Source organism: Pseudomonas paraeruginosa PA7, from assembly GCF_000017205.1.
In the GTDB taxonomy this organism is placed as follows: Bacteria; Pseudomonadota; Gammaproteobacteria; order Pseudomonadales; family Pseudomonadaceae; genus Pseudomonas; species Pseudomonas paraeruginosa.
Window position 1 is genome coordinate 1,681,484 of the sequence record NC_009656.1, and the last position, 15,078, is coordinate 1,696,561.

14 protein-coding genes are annotated in these 15,078 nt (G+C 66.2%); 10 read left to right on the forward strand and 4 right to left on the reverse strand.

The genetic code is table 11. From position 1 onward, the window contains the following. Nucleotides 1-2: 2 nt before the first annotated feature. Complete coding sequence (gene metG / locus PSPA7_RS07850; protein WP_012074799.1) at nucleotides 3-2,042, reverse strand: methionine--tRNA ligase; 2,040 nt, start codon at nucleotides 2,040-2,042, stop codon at nucleotides 3-5. A 130-nt stretch (nucleotides 2,043-2,172) separates the two neighbouring features. On the opposite strand from metG, the gene apbC reads away from it, so the two are divergent. From apbC to rarD, 9 genes are all read left to right on the forward strand, one after another. Further along, nucleotides 2,173-3,267 (forward strand): iron-sulfur cluster carrier protein ApbC, encoded by a 1,095-nt coding sequence (apbC, locus tag PSPA7_RS07855; protein WP_003155934.1) that lies wholly within the window; start codon nucleotides 2,173-2,175, stop codon nucleotides 3,265-3,267. A gap of 100 nt (nucleotides 3,268-3,367) precedes the next feature. Next, entirely contained in the window at nucleotides 3,368-3,934 is a 567-nt protein-coding gene (dcd, locus tag PSPA7_RS07860; RefSeq protein WP_003092017.1) for a dCTP deaminase, read from the forward strand. 424 nt (nucleotides 3,935-4,358) lie between these two features. Then, nucleotides 4,359-5,246, forward strand: a complete 888-nt coding sequence (gene rhlA, locus PSPA7_RS07865) for a 3-(3-hydroxydecanoyloxy)decanoate synthase (RefSeq protein ID WP_012074800.1) — start codon at nucleotides 4,359-4,361, stop codon at nucleotides 5,244-5,246. Between the two features lie 67 nt (nucleotides 5,247-5,313). Continuing rightward, nucleotides 5,314-6,594: a glycosyltransferase gene (locus PSPA7_RS07870; RefSeq protein WP_003155939.1), complete on the forward strand. Its 1,281-nt coding sequence runs from the start codon at nucleotides 5,314-5,316 to the stop codon at nucleotides 6,592-6,594. 124 nt (nucleotides 6,595-6,718) lie between these two features. After that, on the forward strand, nucleotides 6,719-7,444 hold the full coding sequence (gene rhlR, locus PSPA7_RS07875) for a quorum sensing system transcriptional regulator RhlR (protein WP_003119559.1): 726 nt from the start codon (nucleotides 6,719-6,721) through the stop codon (nucleotides 7,442-7,444). 177 nt (nucleotides 7,445-7,621) lie between these two features. After that, complete coding sequence (gene rhlI / locus PSPA7_RS07880; protein ID WP_012074801.1) at nucleotides 7,622-8,230, forward strand: acyl-homoserine-lactone synthase RhlI; 609 nt, start codon at nucleotides 7,622-7,624, stop codon at nucleotides 8,228-8,230. A gap of 105 nt (nucleotides 8,231-8,335) precedes the next feature. Beyond that, nucleotides 8,336-9,142, forward strand: a complete 807-nt coding sequence (locus tag PSPA7_RS07885) for a transporter substrate-binding domain-containing protein (protein WP_012074802.1) — start codon at nucleotides 8,336-8,338, stop codon at nucleotides 9,140-9,142. A 93-nt stretch (nucleotides 9,143-9,235) separates the two neighbouring features. Continuing rightward, nucleotides 9,236-10,096: a carboxylate/amino acid/amine transporter gene (locus tag PSPA7_RS07890; RefSeq protein WP_012074803.1), complete on the forward strand. Its 861-nt coding sequence runs from the start codon at nucleotides 9,236-9,238 to the stop codon at nucleotides 10,094-10,096. Further along, nucleotides 10,093-10,992, forward strand: a complete 900-nt coding sequence (gene rarD / locus PSPA7_RS07895; RefSeq protein WP_033996716.1) for an EamA family transporter RarD — start codon at nucleotides 10,093-10,095, stop codon at nucleotides 10,990-10,992. The genes PSPA7_RS07890 and rarD overlap by 4 nt, the downstream gene beginning before the upstream one ends. Before the next feature lie 20 nt (nucleotides 10,993-11,012). Here rarD and PSPA7_RS07900 read toward each other — a convergent pair whose 3' ends face one another. Then, nucleotides 11,013-11,609, reverse strand: a complete 597-nt coding sequence (locus PSPA7_RS07900) for a C40 family peptidase (RefSeq protein WP_023443213.1) — start codon at nucleotides 11,607-11,609, stop codon at nucleotides 11,013-11,015. 456 nt (nucleotides 11,610-12,065) lie between these two features. Between PSPA7_RS07900 and PSPA7_RS07905 the strand changes: the two genes are divergently transcribed. Then, a complete protein-coding gene (locus tag PSPA7_RS07905) occupies nucleotides 12,066-13,760 on the forward strand; it encodes an NAD-dependent malic enzyme (protein WP_012074806.1) in 1,695 nt (564 codons plus the stop codon). A gap of 303 nt (nucleotides 13,761-14,063) precedes the next feature. On the opposite strand, the gene PSPA7_RS07910 is transcribed toward PSPA7_RS07905, so the two are convergent. Together PSPA7_RS07910 and PSPA7_RS07915 are read right to left on the reverse strand one after the other, a co-directional pair. Continuing rightward, nucleotides 14,064-14,522 carry an NUDIX hydrolase gene (locus tag PSPA7_RS07910; RefSeq protein ID WP_003155946.1) on the reverse strand — a complete coding sequence of 153 codons (459 nt, stop codon included), beginning with the start codon at nucleotides 14,520-14,522 and terminating at the stop codon, nucleotides 14,064-14,066. Then, on the reverse strand, nucleotides 14,519-15,061 hold the full coding sequence (locus tag PSPA7_RS07915) for a dihydrofolate reductase family protein (RefSeq protein ID WP_012074807.1): 543 nt from the start codon (nucleotides 15,059-15,061) through the stop codon (nucleotides 14,519-14,521). Before PSPA7_RS07915 ends, PSPA7_RS07910 begins: the two co-directional genes overlap by 4 nt. Nucleotides 15,062-15,078: the final 17 nt, after the last annotated feature.

Sequence of the window (15,078 nt, forward strand, 5' to 3'; positions counted from 1 at the left end):
CGTTACTTGACGCGCTGGCCCGGCTTGGCGCCGCTGTCCGGGCTCAACAGGTAGATTTCCTCGCCACCCGGACCGGCGGCCAGGACCATGCCCTCGGACACCCCGAACTTCATCTTGCGCGGCGCCAGGTTGGCCACATAGAGCGTCAGGCGGCCCTCCAGGGCGCTCGGATCGGGATACGCGCTCTTGATCCCGGAGAACACGTTACGCTTCGCGTCGCCGATGTCCAGCGACAGGCGCAGCAGCTTGTCGGCGCCTTCGACGAATTCGCATTTCTCGATCAGGGCGATGCGCAGGTCGACCGCGGCGAAAGCGTCGAAGTCGATCTCCGCAGCGATGGGTTCCTTGACCAGCTCGCCGTTGCCGGCGGGTTGGGATGCTGCGGCGGCGGCGAGGTCTTCCTTGGAGGCTTCGATCATGGCTTCTACTTTCGCGGGTTCGATACGGGTCATCAGGGGCTGGAACGGGTTCAGCTGGTGGTTGGCCAGCAGGGTCTGGTGGTCGGCCCAGGTCAGCGGGGCGACGTTGAGGAAGGCTTCGGCGGCGGCGGCCAGCTTCGGCAGCACCGGCTTGAGGAAGATCACCAGCTGGCGGAACAGGTTGATGCCCAGGCCGCAGACGGCCTGGACCTTGTCCTGCTGGCCTTCCTGCTTGGCCAGCGCCCAGGGCGCCTGTTCGGCGATCCAGGCGTTGGCGCGGTCGGCGAGGGCCATGATCTCGCGCATGGCGCGGTTGAAGTCGCGGGCCTCATAGGCCTCGGCGATCCCCGGGGCGGCCTCGCGGAAGGCGGCGAGCAGCTCCGGCGCCGGATCGGCGCCGACCAGCACGCCGGCGTTGCCCTTGTGGATGAAGCCGGCGCAGCGGCTGGCGATGTTGACGACCTTGCCGACCAGGTCGGAGTTGACCTTCTGCACGAAGTCCTCGAGGTTCAGGTCGAGATCCTCCACGCCGCGGCCGAGCTTGGACGCGTAGTAGTAGCGCAGGTATTCCGGGTCCAGGTGGTCGAGGTAGGTGCGCGCCTTGACGAAGGTGCCGCGCGACTTGGACATCTTCTGTCCGTTCACGGTCAGGTAGCCGTGCACGTTCAGCGCGGTCGGCTTGCGGTAGCCGGCGCCTTCGAGCATGGCCGGCCAGAACAGCGCGTGGAAGTTGACGATGTCCTTGCCGATGAAGTGATACAGCTCGGCGCCGGAGTCCTTGCCCCAGAACGCGTCGAAGTCCAGCTCGGGACGCCGCGCGCAGAGGTTCCTGAAACTGGCCATGTAGCCGATCGGCGCGTCCAGCCAGACGTAGAAGTACTTGCCGGGAGCGTCGGGAATCTCGAAGCCGAAGTACGGCGCGTCGCGCGAGATGTCCCACTGCTGGAGGCCGCTGTCCAGCCATTCGGCGAGCTTGTTGGCCACCGACTCCTGCAGGGCGCCGCTGCGGGTCCACTGCTTGAGCATGGCCTCGAAGTCCGGCAGCTTGAAGAAATAGTGCAGCGACTCCTTGAGCACCGGGGTGGCGCCGGAGATCGCCGATTTCGGGTCCTTCAGCTCGGTCGGGGCGTAGGTCGCGCCGCAGGCCTCGCAGTTGTCGCCGTACTGGTCGGCGGTGCCGCACTTCGGGCAGGTGCCCTTGATGAAGCGGTCGGCGAGGAACATCTGCTTGTCCGGATCGAAGTACTGGGTCACCGGGCGGGTGTCGATGTGCCCGGCTTCGCGCAGCTTCAGGTAGATCGCGCTGGACAGCTCGCGGTTCTCTTCCGAGTGGGTCGAGTGGTAGTTGTCGAAGTCCACCAGGAAGTCGGCGAAATCGCCCATGTGCTCGGCGCGCACGGCGTCGATCAGTTGCTCGGAGGTAATGCCCTCACGCTCGGCGCGGAGCATGATCGCCGAACCGTGGGCGTCGTCGGCGCAGACGTAGATGGCCTGGTTGCCACGCATCTTCTGGAAGCGCACCCACATGTCCGTCTGGATGTACTCCAGCATGTGTCCCAGGTGAATGGAACCGTTGGCATAGGGGAGGGCGCTGGTAACGAGGATCTTGCGTGGTTCGGACATGGGTTCGGCTTATCGGCTGAGAGCTAAACGGATCGGTCACTATAAAGAAGCGGCGGTTTTTTTTCATCCGCGTGCCACTCGGGTAGGATGACCGGCATCGATTCCCCGCTTAACCCTCAGGAAATCCCCCATGTCCGCTATCACTCGCCAAACGGTGGAAGCCACCCTCCGCCAGTACCAGGACCCCTATCTGAACCAGGACCCCGTCAGCGCCGGCTGCCTGCGCGAGGTGGAGATCCACGGCGACCGCGTGCGGGTGCGCCTGGAGCTGGGCTACGCCGCCGGGCTGTTCAGGAACGGCTGGGCGCAGACCCTGCAGATGGCCCTGGAGGCGCTCGACGGCGTGGGCCGCGCCGAGGTGCAGGTCGACTGCGTGATCCAGTCGCACAAGGCGCAGCCGCAGGTCGAGGTGATGGGCAACGTGAAGAACATCGTCGCGGTGGCGTCCGGCAAGGGCGGCGTCGGCAAGTCCACCACCGCCGCCAACCTGGCCCTGGCGCTGGCCCGCGAGGGTGCGCGGGTGGGTATCCTCGACGCGGATATCTACGGTCCCAGCCAGGGCATCATGTTCGGCCTGCCGGAAGGCACCCGGCCGAAGGTCCGCGAGCAGAAGTGGTTCGAGCCGCTGCAGGCGCATGGGGTACAGGTCATGTCGATGGCCTTCCTCACCGACGACAGCACGCCGGTGGTCTGGCGCGGGCCGATGGTCTCCGGCGCGCTGATCCAGCTGATCACCCAGACTGCCTGGGACAACCTCGACTACCTGGTGGTGGACATGCCGCCGGGCACCGGCGACATCCAGCTGACCCTGGCGCAGAAGGTGCCGGTGGCCGGCGCGGTGATCGTCACCACGCCGCAGGACCTGGCGCTGCTCGACGCGAAGAAGGGCGTGGAGATGTTCCGCAAGGTGAACATCCCGGTGCTCGGCGTGGTGGAGAACATGGCGGTGCATATCTGTTCCAACTGCGGCCACGCCGAGCACCTGTTCGGCGAGGGCGGTGGCGAGAAGCTGGCGGCGCAGTTCGGCGTCGAGCTGCTGGCCTCGATGCCGCTGTCGATCGCCATCCGCACCCAGGCCGATAGCGGCCGGCCGACGGTGATCGCCGACCCGGAAAGCCAGCTGGCGATGCTCTACCAGGAGATCGCCCGCCACGTCGGTGCGCGCATCGTCCTCAGCGAGCGGGCCAGCGTCGGCCTGCCGGACATCAGTATCAGCGACGACTGAGGCCGCCGGGCAGTCGTCGACGACGGCTGCCTTTGCCCTGCGGCGACGGCCCCGGTAAGATTCGCGATCATTTTTCGCAGCTTTCGACAGGACACCCTCCATGACCATCAAATCGGACAAGTGGATTCGCCGCATGGCTCAGGAGCACGGCATGATCGAGCCGTTCGTCGAGCGCCAGGTGCGCGGCGCGGACGACAGCCGGGTGATTTCCTACGGGGTGTCCAGCTACGGCTACGACGTGCGCTGCGCCGCCGAATTCAAGGTGTTCACCAACATCCATTCGGCGGTGGTCGATCCGAAGAACTTCGACGAGAAGAGCTTCGTCGACATCAACAGCGACGTCTGCATCATCCCGCCGAACTCCTTCGCCCTGGCGCGCACCGTCGAGTACTTCCGCATCCCCCGCGACGTCCTGACCATCTGCCTGGGCAAGAGCACCTACGCGCGCTGCGGCATCATCGTCAACGTCACCCCCCTGGAGCCGGAGTGGGAGGGCCACGTGACCCTGGAGTTCTCCAATACCACCAACCTGCCGGCGAAGATCTACGCCAACGAGGGCGTGGCGCAGATGCTCTTCCTGCAGTCCGATGAGGCCTGCGAGGTGTCCTACAAGGATCGCGGCGGCAAGTATCAGGGGCAGCGTGGCGTGACCCTGCCAAAAGCCTGACGCCAGAGCGCTTCGTCAACGAAAACCGGGCCTCGTGCCCGGTTTTTCTTTGGCTTTTTTCCTCACCCCCGTTCCTGCCCGCCAGCCGCTCTGGCCCGCCCTTATGGCGGGTGGACAGGGGCTTAGACGATGGCGGGCGTTCGTCCTGTGAAATCTGGCAGTTACCGTTAGCTTTCGAATTGGCTAAAAAGTGTTCATCGGCCTGGCGTGAACAGGGACGCCAATCGTTTGCGCAGGCCGATCTGCAAGATCCATACAAGCCCCTCCCCTGAAGGGGTATGCACCCGCTGTGGCTGATTGGCGCGGGTGGCCGCTGAGTTACTTGTCTGCCGTTCGAACAACAAGAACGAACTCTACGTAATGCCGGGATACCCGTGGCAGCGATAGCTGTTTGCCTGTTCGAAAACTTTTTGGGAGGTGTGAGATGCGGCGCGAAAGTCTGTTGGTAACGGTATGCAAGGGCCTGCGGGTACATGTCGAGCGCGTGGGGCAGGATCCCGGGCGCGACACGGTGATGCTGGTCAACGGCGCGATGGCGACCACCGCCTCGTTCGCCCGGACCTGCAAGTGCCTGGCCGAACATTTCAACGTGGTGCTGTTCGACCTGCCCTTCGCCGGGCAGTCGCGGCAGCACAATCCGCAGCGCGGGTTGATCACCAAGGACGACGAGGTGGAGATTCTCCTGGCGCTGATCGAGCGCTTCGCTGTCAACCACCTGGTCTCGGCCTCCTGGGGCGGCATCTCCACGCTGCTGGCGCTGTCGCGCAACCCGCGCGGGGTCCGCAGCTCGGTGGTGATGGCGTTCGCGCCGGGGCTGAACCAGGCGATGCTCGATTATGTCGGGCGGGCCCAGGAACTGATCGAACTGGACGACAAGTCGGCGATCGGCCACCTGCTCAACGAGACCGTCGGCAAGTACCTGCCGCCGCGGCTGAAGGCCAGCAACCATCAGCACATGGCCTCCCTGGCCACTGGCGAGTACGAGCAGGCGCGTTTCCACATCGACCAGGTGCTGGCGCTCAATGACCGTGGCTACCTGAGCTGCCTGGGGCAGATCCAGAGTCACGTGCATTTCATCAACGGCAGCTGGGACGAGTACACCACCGCCGAGGACGCCCGCCAGTTCCGCGATTACCTGCCGCATTGCAGTTTTTCGCGGGTGGAAGGCACCGGGCACTTCCTCGACCTGGAGTCCAAGCTGGCGGCGGCGCGTGTGCACCGGGCGTTGCTCGAGCACCTGCTGGCGCAACCGGAACCGTGGCGCTCCGAGCAGGCGGCGGGATTCCACGAGATGGCCATCGGCTACGCCTGACCCGTCGGGATCTGCGAAGGCCCGGCATGGCCGGGCCTTGCCGTTGCACAACGCAAGGAGTAGCCCCATGCACGCCATTCTCATCGCCATCGGTTCGGCCGGCGACGTGTTCCCCTTCATCGGCCTGGCCCGCACCCTGAAGTTGCGCGGCCACCGCGTCAGCCTGTGCACCATTCCGGTGTTTCGCGCCGCGGTGGAGCAGCACGGCATCGAGTTCGTCCCGCTCAGCGACGAACTGACCTACCGCCGGACCATGGGCGACCCGCGCCTGTGGGATCCGAAGACCTCGTTCGGAGTGCTCTGGCAGGCCATCGCCGGGATGATCGAGCCGGTCTACGAGTACGTCTGCGCACAGCGCCACGACGACATCGTGGTGGTCGGTTCGCTGTGGGCCCTGGGCGCGCGGATCGCCCATGAGAAATACGGGATTCCCTACCTGTCGGTGCAGGTCTCGCCGTCGACCCTGCTGTCGGCGCACCTGCCGCCGGTCCACCCCAGGTTCAACGTGCCCGAGCAGGTCCCGCTGGCGATGCGCAAGTTGCTCTGGCGCTGCATCGAACGCTTCAAGCTGGACCGCACCTGCGCCCCGGAGATCAACGCGGTGCGCCGCAAGGTCGGCCTGGTCGGCCCGGCGAAGCGCATCTTCACCCAGTGGATGCATTCGCCACAGGGAGTGCTCTGCCTGTTCCCGGCCTGGTTCGCACCGCCCCAGCAGGACTGGCCGCAACCGCTGCACATGACCGGCTTCCCGCTGTTCGACGGCAGCGTCCCGGGGACCCGCCTCGACGACGAGTTGCAGCGCTTCCTCGAGCAGGGCAGTCGGCCGCTGGTGTTCACCCAGGGTTCGACCGAGCACCTGCAGGGAGACTTCTATGCCATGGCCTTGCGCGCGCTGGAGCGTCTCGGCGCCCGCGGCATCTTCCTCACCGGCGCCGGCCAGGAGCCGCTGCGTGGCTTGCCGAGCCACGTGCTGCAACGCTCGTACGTGCCGTTGGGGGCCTTGCTGCCGGCGTGCGCCGGGCTGGTCCACCCGGCCGGCATCGGCGCCATGAGCCTGGCGCTGGCGGCGGGGGTGCCGCAGGTGCTGCTGCCTTGCGCCCACGACCAGTTCGACAACGCCGAACGCCTGGTCCGCCTCGGCTGCGGTATCCGCCTGGGCCTGCCGCTACGCGAGCAGGCGCTGCGCGAGTCGCTCTGGCGGCTGCTCGAGGACCCGGCGCTGGCGGCGGCCTGTCGGCGTTTCATGGAATTGTCACAACCGCACAGTATCGCTTGCGGTAAAGCGGCCCAAGTGGTCGAACGTTGTCATAGGGAGGGGGATGTGCGATGGCTGAAAGCCGCGTCCTGAGCCGTGCTGGCATAACAGATAGGATTGCCATGGTTTTGCCGTGTCGGCAAGGGAGCACGCTTGACAGCGCCATACCCCGGGCCAATTCTGCTGCGATGCATTTTATCGATCAGGGCTTACTGCAATGAGGAACGACGGAGGCTTTTTGCTGTGGTGGGACGGTTTGCGGAGCGAGATGCAACCGATCCACGACAGCCAGGGCGTGTTTGCCGTCCTGGAAAAGGAAGTGCGTCGCCTGGGCTTCGATTATTACGCCTATGGGGTGCGCCACACGATTCCCTTCACCCGGCCGAAGACCGAGGTGCACGGTACCTATCCCAAGGCCTGGCTGGAACGCTACCAGATGCAGAACTACGGGGCGGTCGACCCGGCGATCCTCAATGGCCTGCGCTCCTCGGAAATGGTGGTCTGGAGCGACAGCCTGTTCGACCAGAGCCGGATGCTCTGGAACGAGGCCCGCGACTGGGGCCTGTGCGTCGGCGCGACCTTGCCGATCCGTGCGCCGAACAACCTGCTCAGCGTGCTTTCGGTGGCGCGCGACCAGCAGAACATCTCCAGCTTCGAGCGCGAGGAAATCCGCCTGCGGCTGCGCTGCATGATCGAGCTGCTGACCCAGAAGCTGACCGACCTGGAGCATCCGATGCTGATGTCCAACCCGGTCTGCCTCAGCCACCGCGAGCGCGAGATCCTGCAATGGACCGCCGACGGCAAGAGCTCGGGAGAAATCGCGATCATCCTGAGCATTTCCGAGAGCACGGTGAACTTCCACCACAAGAACATCCAGAAGAAGTTCGACGCGCCGAACAAGACCCTGGCCGCAGCCTACGCCGCCGCGCTGGGGCTTATCTGAACGGAGGGCGCGCCAGTCGGCGCGCCCTACCAGATCTGGCAGGTTGCCTGCCGTTCATCCTCCTTTAGTCTTCCCCCTCATGTGTGTGCTGGTATGTCCTCCGACTGAGAGGGCCCAGGAGTACAGGGGTAGGGATGCCGCCTTTTTTTCTCGGCCGGCACGACACGGGGACTGGTCATGATCGAATTGCTCTCGGAATCGCTGGAAGGGCTTTCCGCCAGCATGATCGCCGAGCTGGGACGCTACCGGCACGAGGTCTTCATCGAGAAGCTGGGTTGGGACGTGGAGTCCACCTCCAGGACCCGCGGCCAGGAGTTCGACCAGTTCGACCATCCGCAAACCCGCTACATCATCGCCAGGAGCCCGCGCGAAGGCATCTGCGGCTGCGCCCGCCTGCTGCCGACCACCGAGGCCTACCTGCTCAAGGACGTCTTCGCCTACCTGTGCAGCGAGACCCCGCCGAGCGATCCGTCGGTCTGGGAGCTCTCGCGCTACGCCGCCGGCGCCGCGGACGACCCGCAACTGGCGATGAAGGTGTTCTGGTCCAGCCTGCAATGCGCCTGGTACCTGGGCGCCAGCTCGGTGGTGGCGGTGACCACCACGGCCATGGAGCGCTATTTCATCCGCAACGGGGTGGTCCTCGAGCGCCTCGGTCCGCCGCAGAAGAGCAAGGGCGAGTCGCTGGTCGCGATCAGCTTCCCGGCCTACCAGGAACGCGGCCTGGAGATGCTGCTGCGCTACCATCCCGAGTGGCTGCGGGGCGTGCCGCTGTCGATGGCGGTGTGAACGGATTTTCCCCGGGCCGCTGAGCGACTCCAGGTCCTCCCGGGATTTGGCCGCGGCCGCCGACTTGCGTAGTCTCTCTGCGGTCCGCCATCCCGAGGAGCCGCCATGCCGAAATCCATCCGCCATCTCATCCAGGCCCTGGCCTGTCTCGTACTGCTGGCCAGCGCCAGCCTGCAGGCGCAGGAAAGCCGTCTCGATCGCATACTCGACAGCGGTGTGCTGCGCGTGGGCAGCACCGGTGACTACAAGCCGTTCAGCTACCGCACGGAGCAGGGCGGCTACGTCGGTTTCGACGTGGACATGGCGCAGCGCCTGGCCGAGAGCCTGGGCGCCAGGCTGGTACTGGTGCCGACCAGTTGGCCGAGCCTGATGCGCGATCTCGCCGACGACCGCTTCGACATCGCCATGAGCGGCATCTCGATCAACCTGGAGCGCCAGCGCCAGGCCTACTTCTCCATGCCCTACCTGCGCGACGGCAAGACGCCGATCACCCTGTGCGCCAACCAGGCGCGCTTCCAGACCCTGGAGCAGATCGACCGGCCGGGCGTGACCGCCATCGTCAATCCCGGCGGCACCAATGAGAAGTTCGCCCGCGCGCACCTGAAGCAGGCGCGGATCCTCGTACACCCGGACAACGTGACGATCTTCCAGCAGATCGTCGACGGCAAGGCCGACCTGATGATGACCGATGCCATCGAGACCCGCCTGCAATCCAGGCTGCACCCGGAATTGTGCGCCGTGCATCCGGAGCGGCCCTTCGACTTCGCCGAGAAGGCCTACCTGCTGCCGCGCGACGAGGCCTTCAAGCGCTACGTCGACCAGTGGCTGCACATCGCCGAGCAGACCGGCCAGCTGCGCCAGCGCATGCAGCACTGGCTCGAATACCGCTGGCCGACCGCGCACGGCAGATAGCGCGGAAGCGGCGAGGTTCGCCGCGGGCCCGCGCGGCCTTCCGTGGCGGCGGCAAAAACGTTATGGTCGGCGCCCCATCCTGGTGCCTGGTCCATGCGTTATCTACTGTTCGTCACCGTCCTCTGGGCGTTTTCCTTCAACCTGATCGGCGAGTACCTCGCCGGCCAGGTCGACAGCTACTTCGCCGTGCTCACCCGGGTCCTCCTCGCCGGCCTGGTGTTCCTTCCGCTGACCCGCTGGCGCGGGGTGGCGCCGCGCTTCATCGGCGGGGTGATGCTGGTCGGCGCGCTGCAGTTCGGCATCACCTATGTCTGCCTGTACCTCAGCTTCAACGTGCTGACGGTGCCCGAGGTACTGCTGTTCACCGTGCTGACCCCGGTCCACGTGGCCCTGCTCGACGACCTGTTGAACCGCCGCTTCAATGCCTGGGCCCTGGCCGCCGCGCTGGTGGCGGTGGCGGGTGCGGCGATCATCCGCTACGACGGAATCACCGGCGAGTTCCTCCAGGGCTTCCTGCTGCTGCAACTGGCCAACGCCACCTTCGCCGCCGGGCAGGTGCTGTACAAGCGCCTGGTGCGTCGATATCCGTCGCAACTGCCGCAGCGCCAGCGCTTCGGCTACTTCTTCCTCGGCGCGCTGCTGGTCGCCCTGCCGGCCTGGCTGCTGTTCGGCGATCCGCAGCGCCTGCCGGCCGGCGAACTGCAATGGGGCGTACTGGTGTGGATGGGCCTGCTGGCCACCGCGCTCGGCCAGTTCTGGTGGAACAAGGGCGCCACCGAGGTCGACGCCGGCAGCCTGGCGGTGATGAACAACCTGCATGTGCCGGTGGGGCTGCTGCTCAATCTGCTGATCTGGAACCAGCACGCCGACCTGCCGCGCCTGGCGCTGGGCGGCGCGATCATCGTCGCCTCGTTGTGGGTCAACCGGCTCGGCCGCCGCGAGGTGCGCGCATGAGGATCTCCGGACAGGGAGTGCTGTTGTCGCTGGCCGCCTCGCTGCTGTTCGTCACCCTGCCGGGCTACGTCCACCTGCTGGAACCGCTGGACAGCCTGCAGGTGCTGGCGCACCGGGTACTCTGGTCGATCCCGATGGTGCTCCTGCTGGTTGTCGCCACCCGCCAGTGGCCGACCCTGCGCGCCGCCTGGCGCCGGCTGTTCGCCGAGCCCTGGCTGCTGGCCTGCTTCCCGCTGACCGCGGCGATGATGCTGCTGCAATGGGGCATCTTCATCTGGGCACCGCTGGCCGGGAAGACCCTGGAGCTTTCGCTGGGCTATTTCCTCCTGCCGCTGGCGATGGTCCTGGTCGGCCGGGTGTTCTACGGCGAGCGCCTGACGCCGCTGCAGGGCATTGCCGTGGCCTGCGCGCTGGCCGGGGTACTGCACGAGTTCTGGCTGACCCGGGCGTTCTCCTGGGTCTCGTTGGTCACCGCCCTGGGCTACCCGCCGTACTTCATGCTGCGCAGGAAGATGGGGGTGGACGCGCTGTCAGGGTTCGTCTTCGAGATGCTCTTCCTGCTGCCGGTGGCGTTGTTCGCGCTGTACTGGCTGGGCGATGAAAGCCAGGCGTTCCGCGAGGCGCCGCGGCTGTGGCTGCTGCTGCCGATGCTGGGGCTGATCAGCGCGCTGGCCTTCGGCGCGATGATGGCCTCCAGCCGGCTGTTGCCGATGGGGCTGTTCGGCATCCTCAGCTACGTCGAACCGGTGCTGCTGTTCCTGGTGGCGGTACTGTTCCTCGGCGAGGCATTCCGCGTCGAGCAGCTGTGGACCTACGCGCCGATCTGGCTGGCGGTGCTGCTGACCGGCTGGGACAGCGCGCGCCTGCTGAGGAAACAGGCGCGTCGGGGCATCTGAGCGAGCCGCTGGCGCCGGAGTCAGCGTTTGCGGGTGCTCTCGACCTGGGCGAGGGTGGCCGGCAGGATACGCTTGCCGGCCAGGTAGTGGCGCTTCCAGTAGCTGCTGTTGAGGTCGGAGACGCGGACCTTCTTGCCGCGCCGCGGCGCATGCACGAAGCGATCGTTGCCGACGTAGATGCCGACGTGGTCGACGCTGCGGCTGCGGATCCGGAAGAACACCAGGTCGCCCGGCTGCAATTTGCCGCGGGAAACCTTGTTGTTGTCCATGTTGTAGATGGCGCGGGCGGTGCGCGGCAGGTCGACGTCGTCGACATCCTGGAATACGTAGTTGACCAGGCCGCTGCAATCGAAGCCCTTCTTCGGCGTGGTGCCGCCCCAGCGGTAGGGGGTGCCGATCATGCTGAAGGCGCGGTCGGTGACTTCGGAAGCGGCGGCCGCGACCACCGAGCGGTTGGTGGACTGGCGGGTGCTGACGACCCGGCTGGGCGACAGGGTGGAATTCTTCGACGGCTTGAAGGTATGGGTAACCTGGTTGGAAGCCAGGCTGGGCATCGAGAGGGCGGCCAGAAGGGCCGCGAAGCCTACAGACAGGCATGTCAAAAAGGGTGAACGCATTTCGGCATGTCTTCGCGTGCGTGAATAACGGTCCAGGCTTCCGCTGGTTCGTGGTTACTCTCTGTTCATCGGAGTGTCTTCTGGGTGACCGGAACGAGCCCTCCTGACTCTTCCGACCAGGCCGTCAAGCGAAACGGCCAACTGCCACCGGGCCTGGATGCATTCAGGTTGTCCCGGGGATAACCGGCTTCACGAAGGAAAATCCGGGACTCATGGAGGTTCCCAGCGTATTCCCCTACGAAAGCGGCGGCTATTGTGACCTATTTTGACGCCGGCCTTCTGACCATTCGTCGAATGATCGGTTCCGGATGTGACGCGCCGGTTTCAGCGTGCAAGTGACGACAGCTGCGGGGCCGGCAACGTCCTGTTGTTCGCCATGGCCTTGGAAAGCCTCTGCGCCGGGGGTATGTTCGTGGTCCCCGTACCCGAGTGAAGCCCGTAGAAGCGAGTCCAGATATGACCGAAACAGCCAAGCGCCCCTTGTACGTTCCCCATGCCGGCCCGTCGCTGCTGGAGATGCCGCTGCTGAACAAAGGCAGCGCGTTCAGTACCCAGGAACGCATCGATTTCAACCTGCAAGGCCTGCTGCCGCACAACATCGAGACCATCGAGGAGCAGACCGAGCGCGCCTACAGCCAGTACAACCTGTGCAACACCGATCTGGACCGCCACATCTTCCTGCGCTCGATCCAGGACAACAACGAGACCCTGTTCTTCCGCCTGCTCGAGGAGCACCTGGAAGAAATGCTGCCGATCATCTACACCCCCACGGTCGGCCAGGCCTGCCAGGAGTTCTCGAAGATCTACCGCACCCATCGCGGGCTGTTCATTTCCTACCCGGACCGCGAGCGGATCGACGACATCCTGCGCAGCGCCACCAAGAACAACGTGAAGATCGTGGTGGTCACCGACAGCGAACGGATCCTCGGCCTCGGCGACCAGGGCATCGGCGGCATGGGCATTCCGATCGGCAAGTTGTCGCTGTACACCGCCTGCGGCGGCATCAGCCCGGCCTATACCCTGCCGGTGGTGCTGGACGTCGGCACCAACAACCCCGACCTGCTCAACGACCCGATGTACATGGGCTGGCGCCACGAGCGGGTGAGCGGGGCGCAGTATGAGGAATTCGTCGACCTGTTCATCCAGGCGATCAAGCGGCGCTGGCCGAACGTCCTGCTGCAGTTCGAGGATTTCGCCCAGACCAACGCGATGCCGTTGCTGGAGCGCTACAAGGACGAGCTGTGCTGCTTCAACGACGACATCCAGGGTACCGCCGCGGTGGCCGTGGGCACCCTCCTGGCGGCCTGCAAGGCCAAGGGCGAGAAGCTCAGCGAGCAGACCGTGACCTTCGTCGGCGCCGGTTCCGCCGGTTGCGGCATCGCCGAGCAGGTCATCGCCGCCATGCGGCTGGAAGGACTGGACGAGGCCCAGGCGCGCCGGCGCATCTTCATGGTCGACCGCTGGGGCCTGCTCACCGACGACATGAGCAACCTGCTCGACTTCCAGCAGCGCCTGGCGCAGAAACGTGCCGATCTCGGCGCCTGGGGCGGCCAGCAGGGCGACGACCTGGCGCTTCTGGAGGTGATCCGCAACGCCCGGCCGACGGTGCTGATCGGCGTCTCCGGGCAGCGCGGGCTGTTCTCCGAGGAGGTCATCCGCGAGCTGCACAGGCATTGCCCGCAGCCGCTGGTGATGCCGCTGTCGAACCCGACTTCGCGGGTCGAGGCGACCCCGCAGGAAATCCTCAACTGGACCGACGGCCAGGCGCTGGTCGCTACCGGCAGCCCGTTCCAGCCGGTACAGGTGGGTGACAGGCGGATGCCCATCGCCCAGTGCAACAACGCCTATATCTTCCCTGGCATCGGCCTCGGGGTGATCGCCGCGCGGGCCACCCGCGTCACCGACGGCATGCTGATGGCGGCGGCCAACGCCCTGGCCAACTGCTCGCCGATCGTCACCCGGGGCGAGGGCGCGGTGCTGCCGGCGCTGGGCGATATCCGCGAGGTCAGCAAGCGCATCGCAGTCGCCGTGGCCAAGCAGGCCCAGGCCGAGGGCAAGGCCCTGCAGACCAGCGACGAGGTGCTGAACGAGGCGATCGAGGCGAACTTCTGGTTCCCGCGCTACCGCGCCTACCGCCGGACCTCGTTCTGAGCCGGAGGAAGACCGCCGGAAGGGCGTGGCAATCGTCCGCCGATCCCATGGGCGTGGTGGTTGTCAGCCCTGTGCCGCCGTTCGCGCGCGAGTGTAGGAAGGCCACCCCAGGGTGGCCTTTTTCGTTGAGAAAGGCCTGGTCCTGGTTCCGTAAGGCGGATAACGCCACAGGCGTTATCCGTCGATATCCCGCGCATCGGCGGATAACCGCGGGGCGGTTATGCGGCCTACGTCGTGGTTCGGCGCAGGGGCGTGAAAGGGCATCCTCCGGGTGGCCTTGCTCGTGGGGAGGGGAGATTGCGCTCAGCGCACGTGGCCGGGGCGGGTACGCTGTTCCGTCGGCGCTTGCGCTCGCTCTGCCGCGCGTCGGGCCAGGGCCGGCAGGACATGGTCGCGCAGCAGTGGCGCGAGGTTGTCCGGTTGCGGCTGGCCGGGCAGCAGCCAGGCCAGCTCTTCCAGCTCGGCCTGAGCGCAGACCGCATGGGGCAGGCGGGCGACGTAGATATCGGCATCGACCCGGGTGTTCGCCTCGTTGGCCGCCGGCGCCTGGAAGTTGCCGAGGTGCTCGAAGGTCGATGCGCCCATCGGCAGGCGCAACTCCTCCAGCAGTTCGCGTTGCAGCGCGGCCAGCGGCGTCTCGCCCGGTTCGCGCTTGCCGCCGGGAAGCATGAAGGCCTGGGTGCCGCGCTTGCGCACCAGCAGCAGGTTGCCCTGGTCGTCGAACAGGCAGGCGGCGGAAATGCTCAGCAGGGTATCGGTCATTCCTGATCGTCCTCGGTGATCACCTGGTAGCGCATCTGCACGATGCCGCTGTGGTAGCTGTGTTGTTCCAGCAGTCGCAGGCGCCGCTCGCGGCCGCCGGCGAACAGCGGGATGCCGGCGCCGAGCAGTTGCGGAACGACACTGACGATCACCTCGTCGAGCAGCCCGGCGCCCAGGCAACTGCCGGCCAGGCTGCCGCCGCCGGCCAGCCAGACCCGCCGGCAGCCCTGTTCGCCAAGGCGCGACAGGCCGTCCTGGGGCGTGGCATGGCGCAGTTCGAACCCCTCCAGCCCGCTCACCCGAGGATTGCGGGTGAGTACCTGGCAGGGCTTGCCCGGATAGGGCCAGTCGCCGAAGCCACGCACGACATCGTAGCTGCCGCGCCCCATCAGCAACCCGTCGATGCCCTGGTAGAAGGCGGCGTAGCCATGGTCGCTGCCGCCGCCGGCGAAACGGTCGAGCCAGTCGACGCTGCCGTCGGGGCGGGCGATGAAGCCGTCCAGGCTGGTGGCGACGTAGTAGATCAACTGTGGCTTCATGGCTGGCCCGCCTTTTT

Coding starts and splice junctions, on each gene's coding strand:
- metG (WP_012074799.1), bottom strand. CDS start 2,042: ATGTCCGAACCACGCAAGATCCTCGTTACCAGCGCCCTCCCCTATGCC.
- rhlA (WP_012074800.1), top strand. CDS start 4,359: ATGCGGCGCGAAAGTCTGTTGGTAACGGTATGCAAGGGCCTGCGGGTA.
- rarD (WP_033996716.1), top strand. CDS start 10,093: ATGAGGATCTCCGGACAGGGAGTGCTGTTGTCGCTGGCCGCCTCGCTG.
- PSPA7_RS07870 (WP_003155939.1), top strand. CDS start 5,314: ATGCACGCCATTCTCATCGCCATCGGTTCGGCCGGCGACGTGTTCCCC.
- PSPA7_RS07885 (WP_012074802.1), top strand. CDS start 8,336: ATGCCGAAATCCATCCGCCATCTCATCCAGGCCCTGGCCTGTCTCGTA.
- PSPA7_RS07915 (WP_012074807.1), bottom strand. CDS start 15,061: ATGAAGCCACAGTTGATCTACTACGTCGCCACCAGCCTGGACGGCTTC.
- PSPA7_RS07900 (WP_023443213.1), bottom strand. CDS start 11,609: ATGCGTTCACCCTTTTTGACATGCCTGTCTGTAGGCTTCGCGGCCCTT.
- rhlI (WP_012074801.1), top strand. CDS start 7,622: ATGATCGAATTGCTCTCGGAATCGCTGGAAGGGCTTTCCGCCAGCATG.
- rhlR (WP_003119559.1), top strand. CDS start 6,719: ATGAGGAACGACGGAGGCTTTTTGCTGTGGTGGGACGGTTTGCGGAGC.
- PSPA7_RS07890 (WP_012074803.1), top strand. CDS start 9,236: ATGCGTTATCTACTGTTCGTCACCGTCCTCTGGGCGTTTTCCTTCAAC.
- dcd (WP_003092017.1), top strand. CDS start 3,368: ATGACCATCAAATCGGACAAGTGGATTCGCCGCATGGCTCAGGAGCAC.
- PSPA7_RS07905 (WP_012074806.1), top strand. CDS start 12,066: ATGACCGAAACAGCCAAGCGCCCCTTGTACGTTCCCCATGCCGGCCCG.
- apbC (WP_003155934.1), top strand. CDS start 2,173: ATGTCCGCTATCACTCGCCAAACGGTGGAAGCCACCCTCCGCCAGTAC.
- PSPA7_RS07910 (WP_003155946.1), bottom strand. CDS start 14,522: ATGACCGATACCCTGCTGAGCATTTCCGCCGCCTGCCTGTTCGACGAC.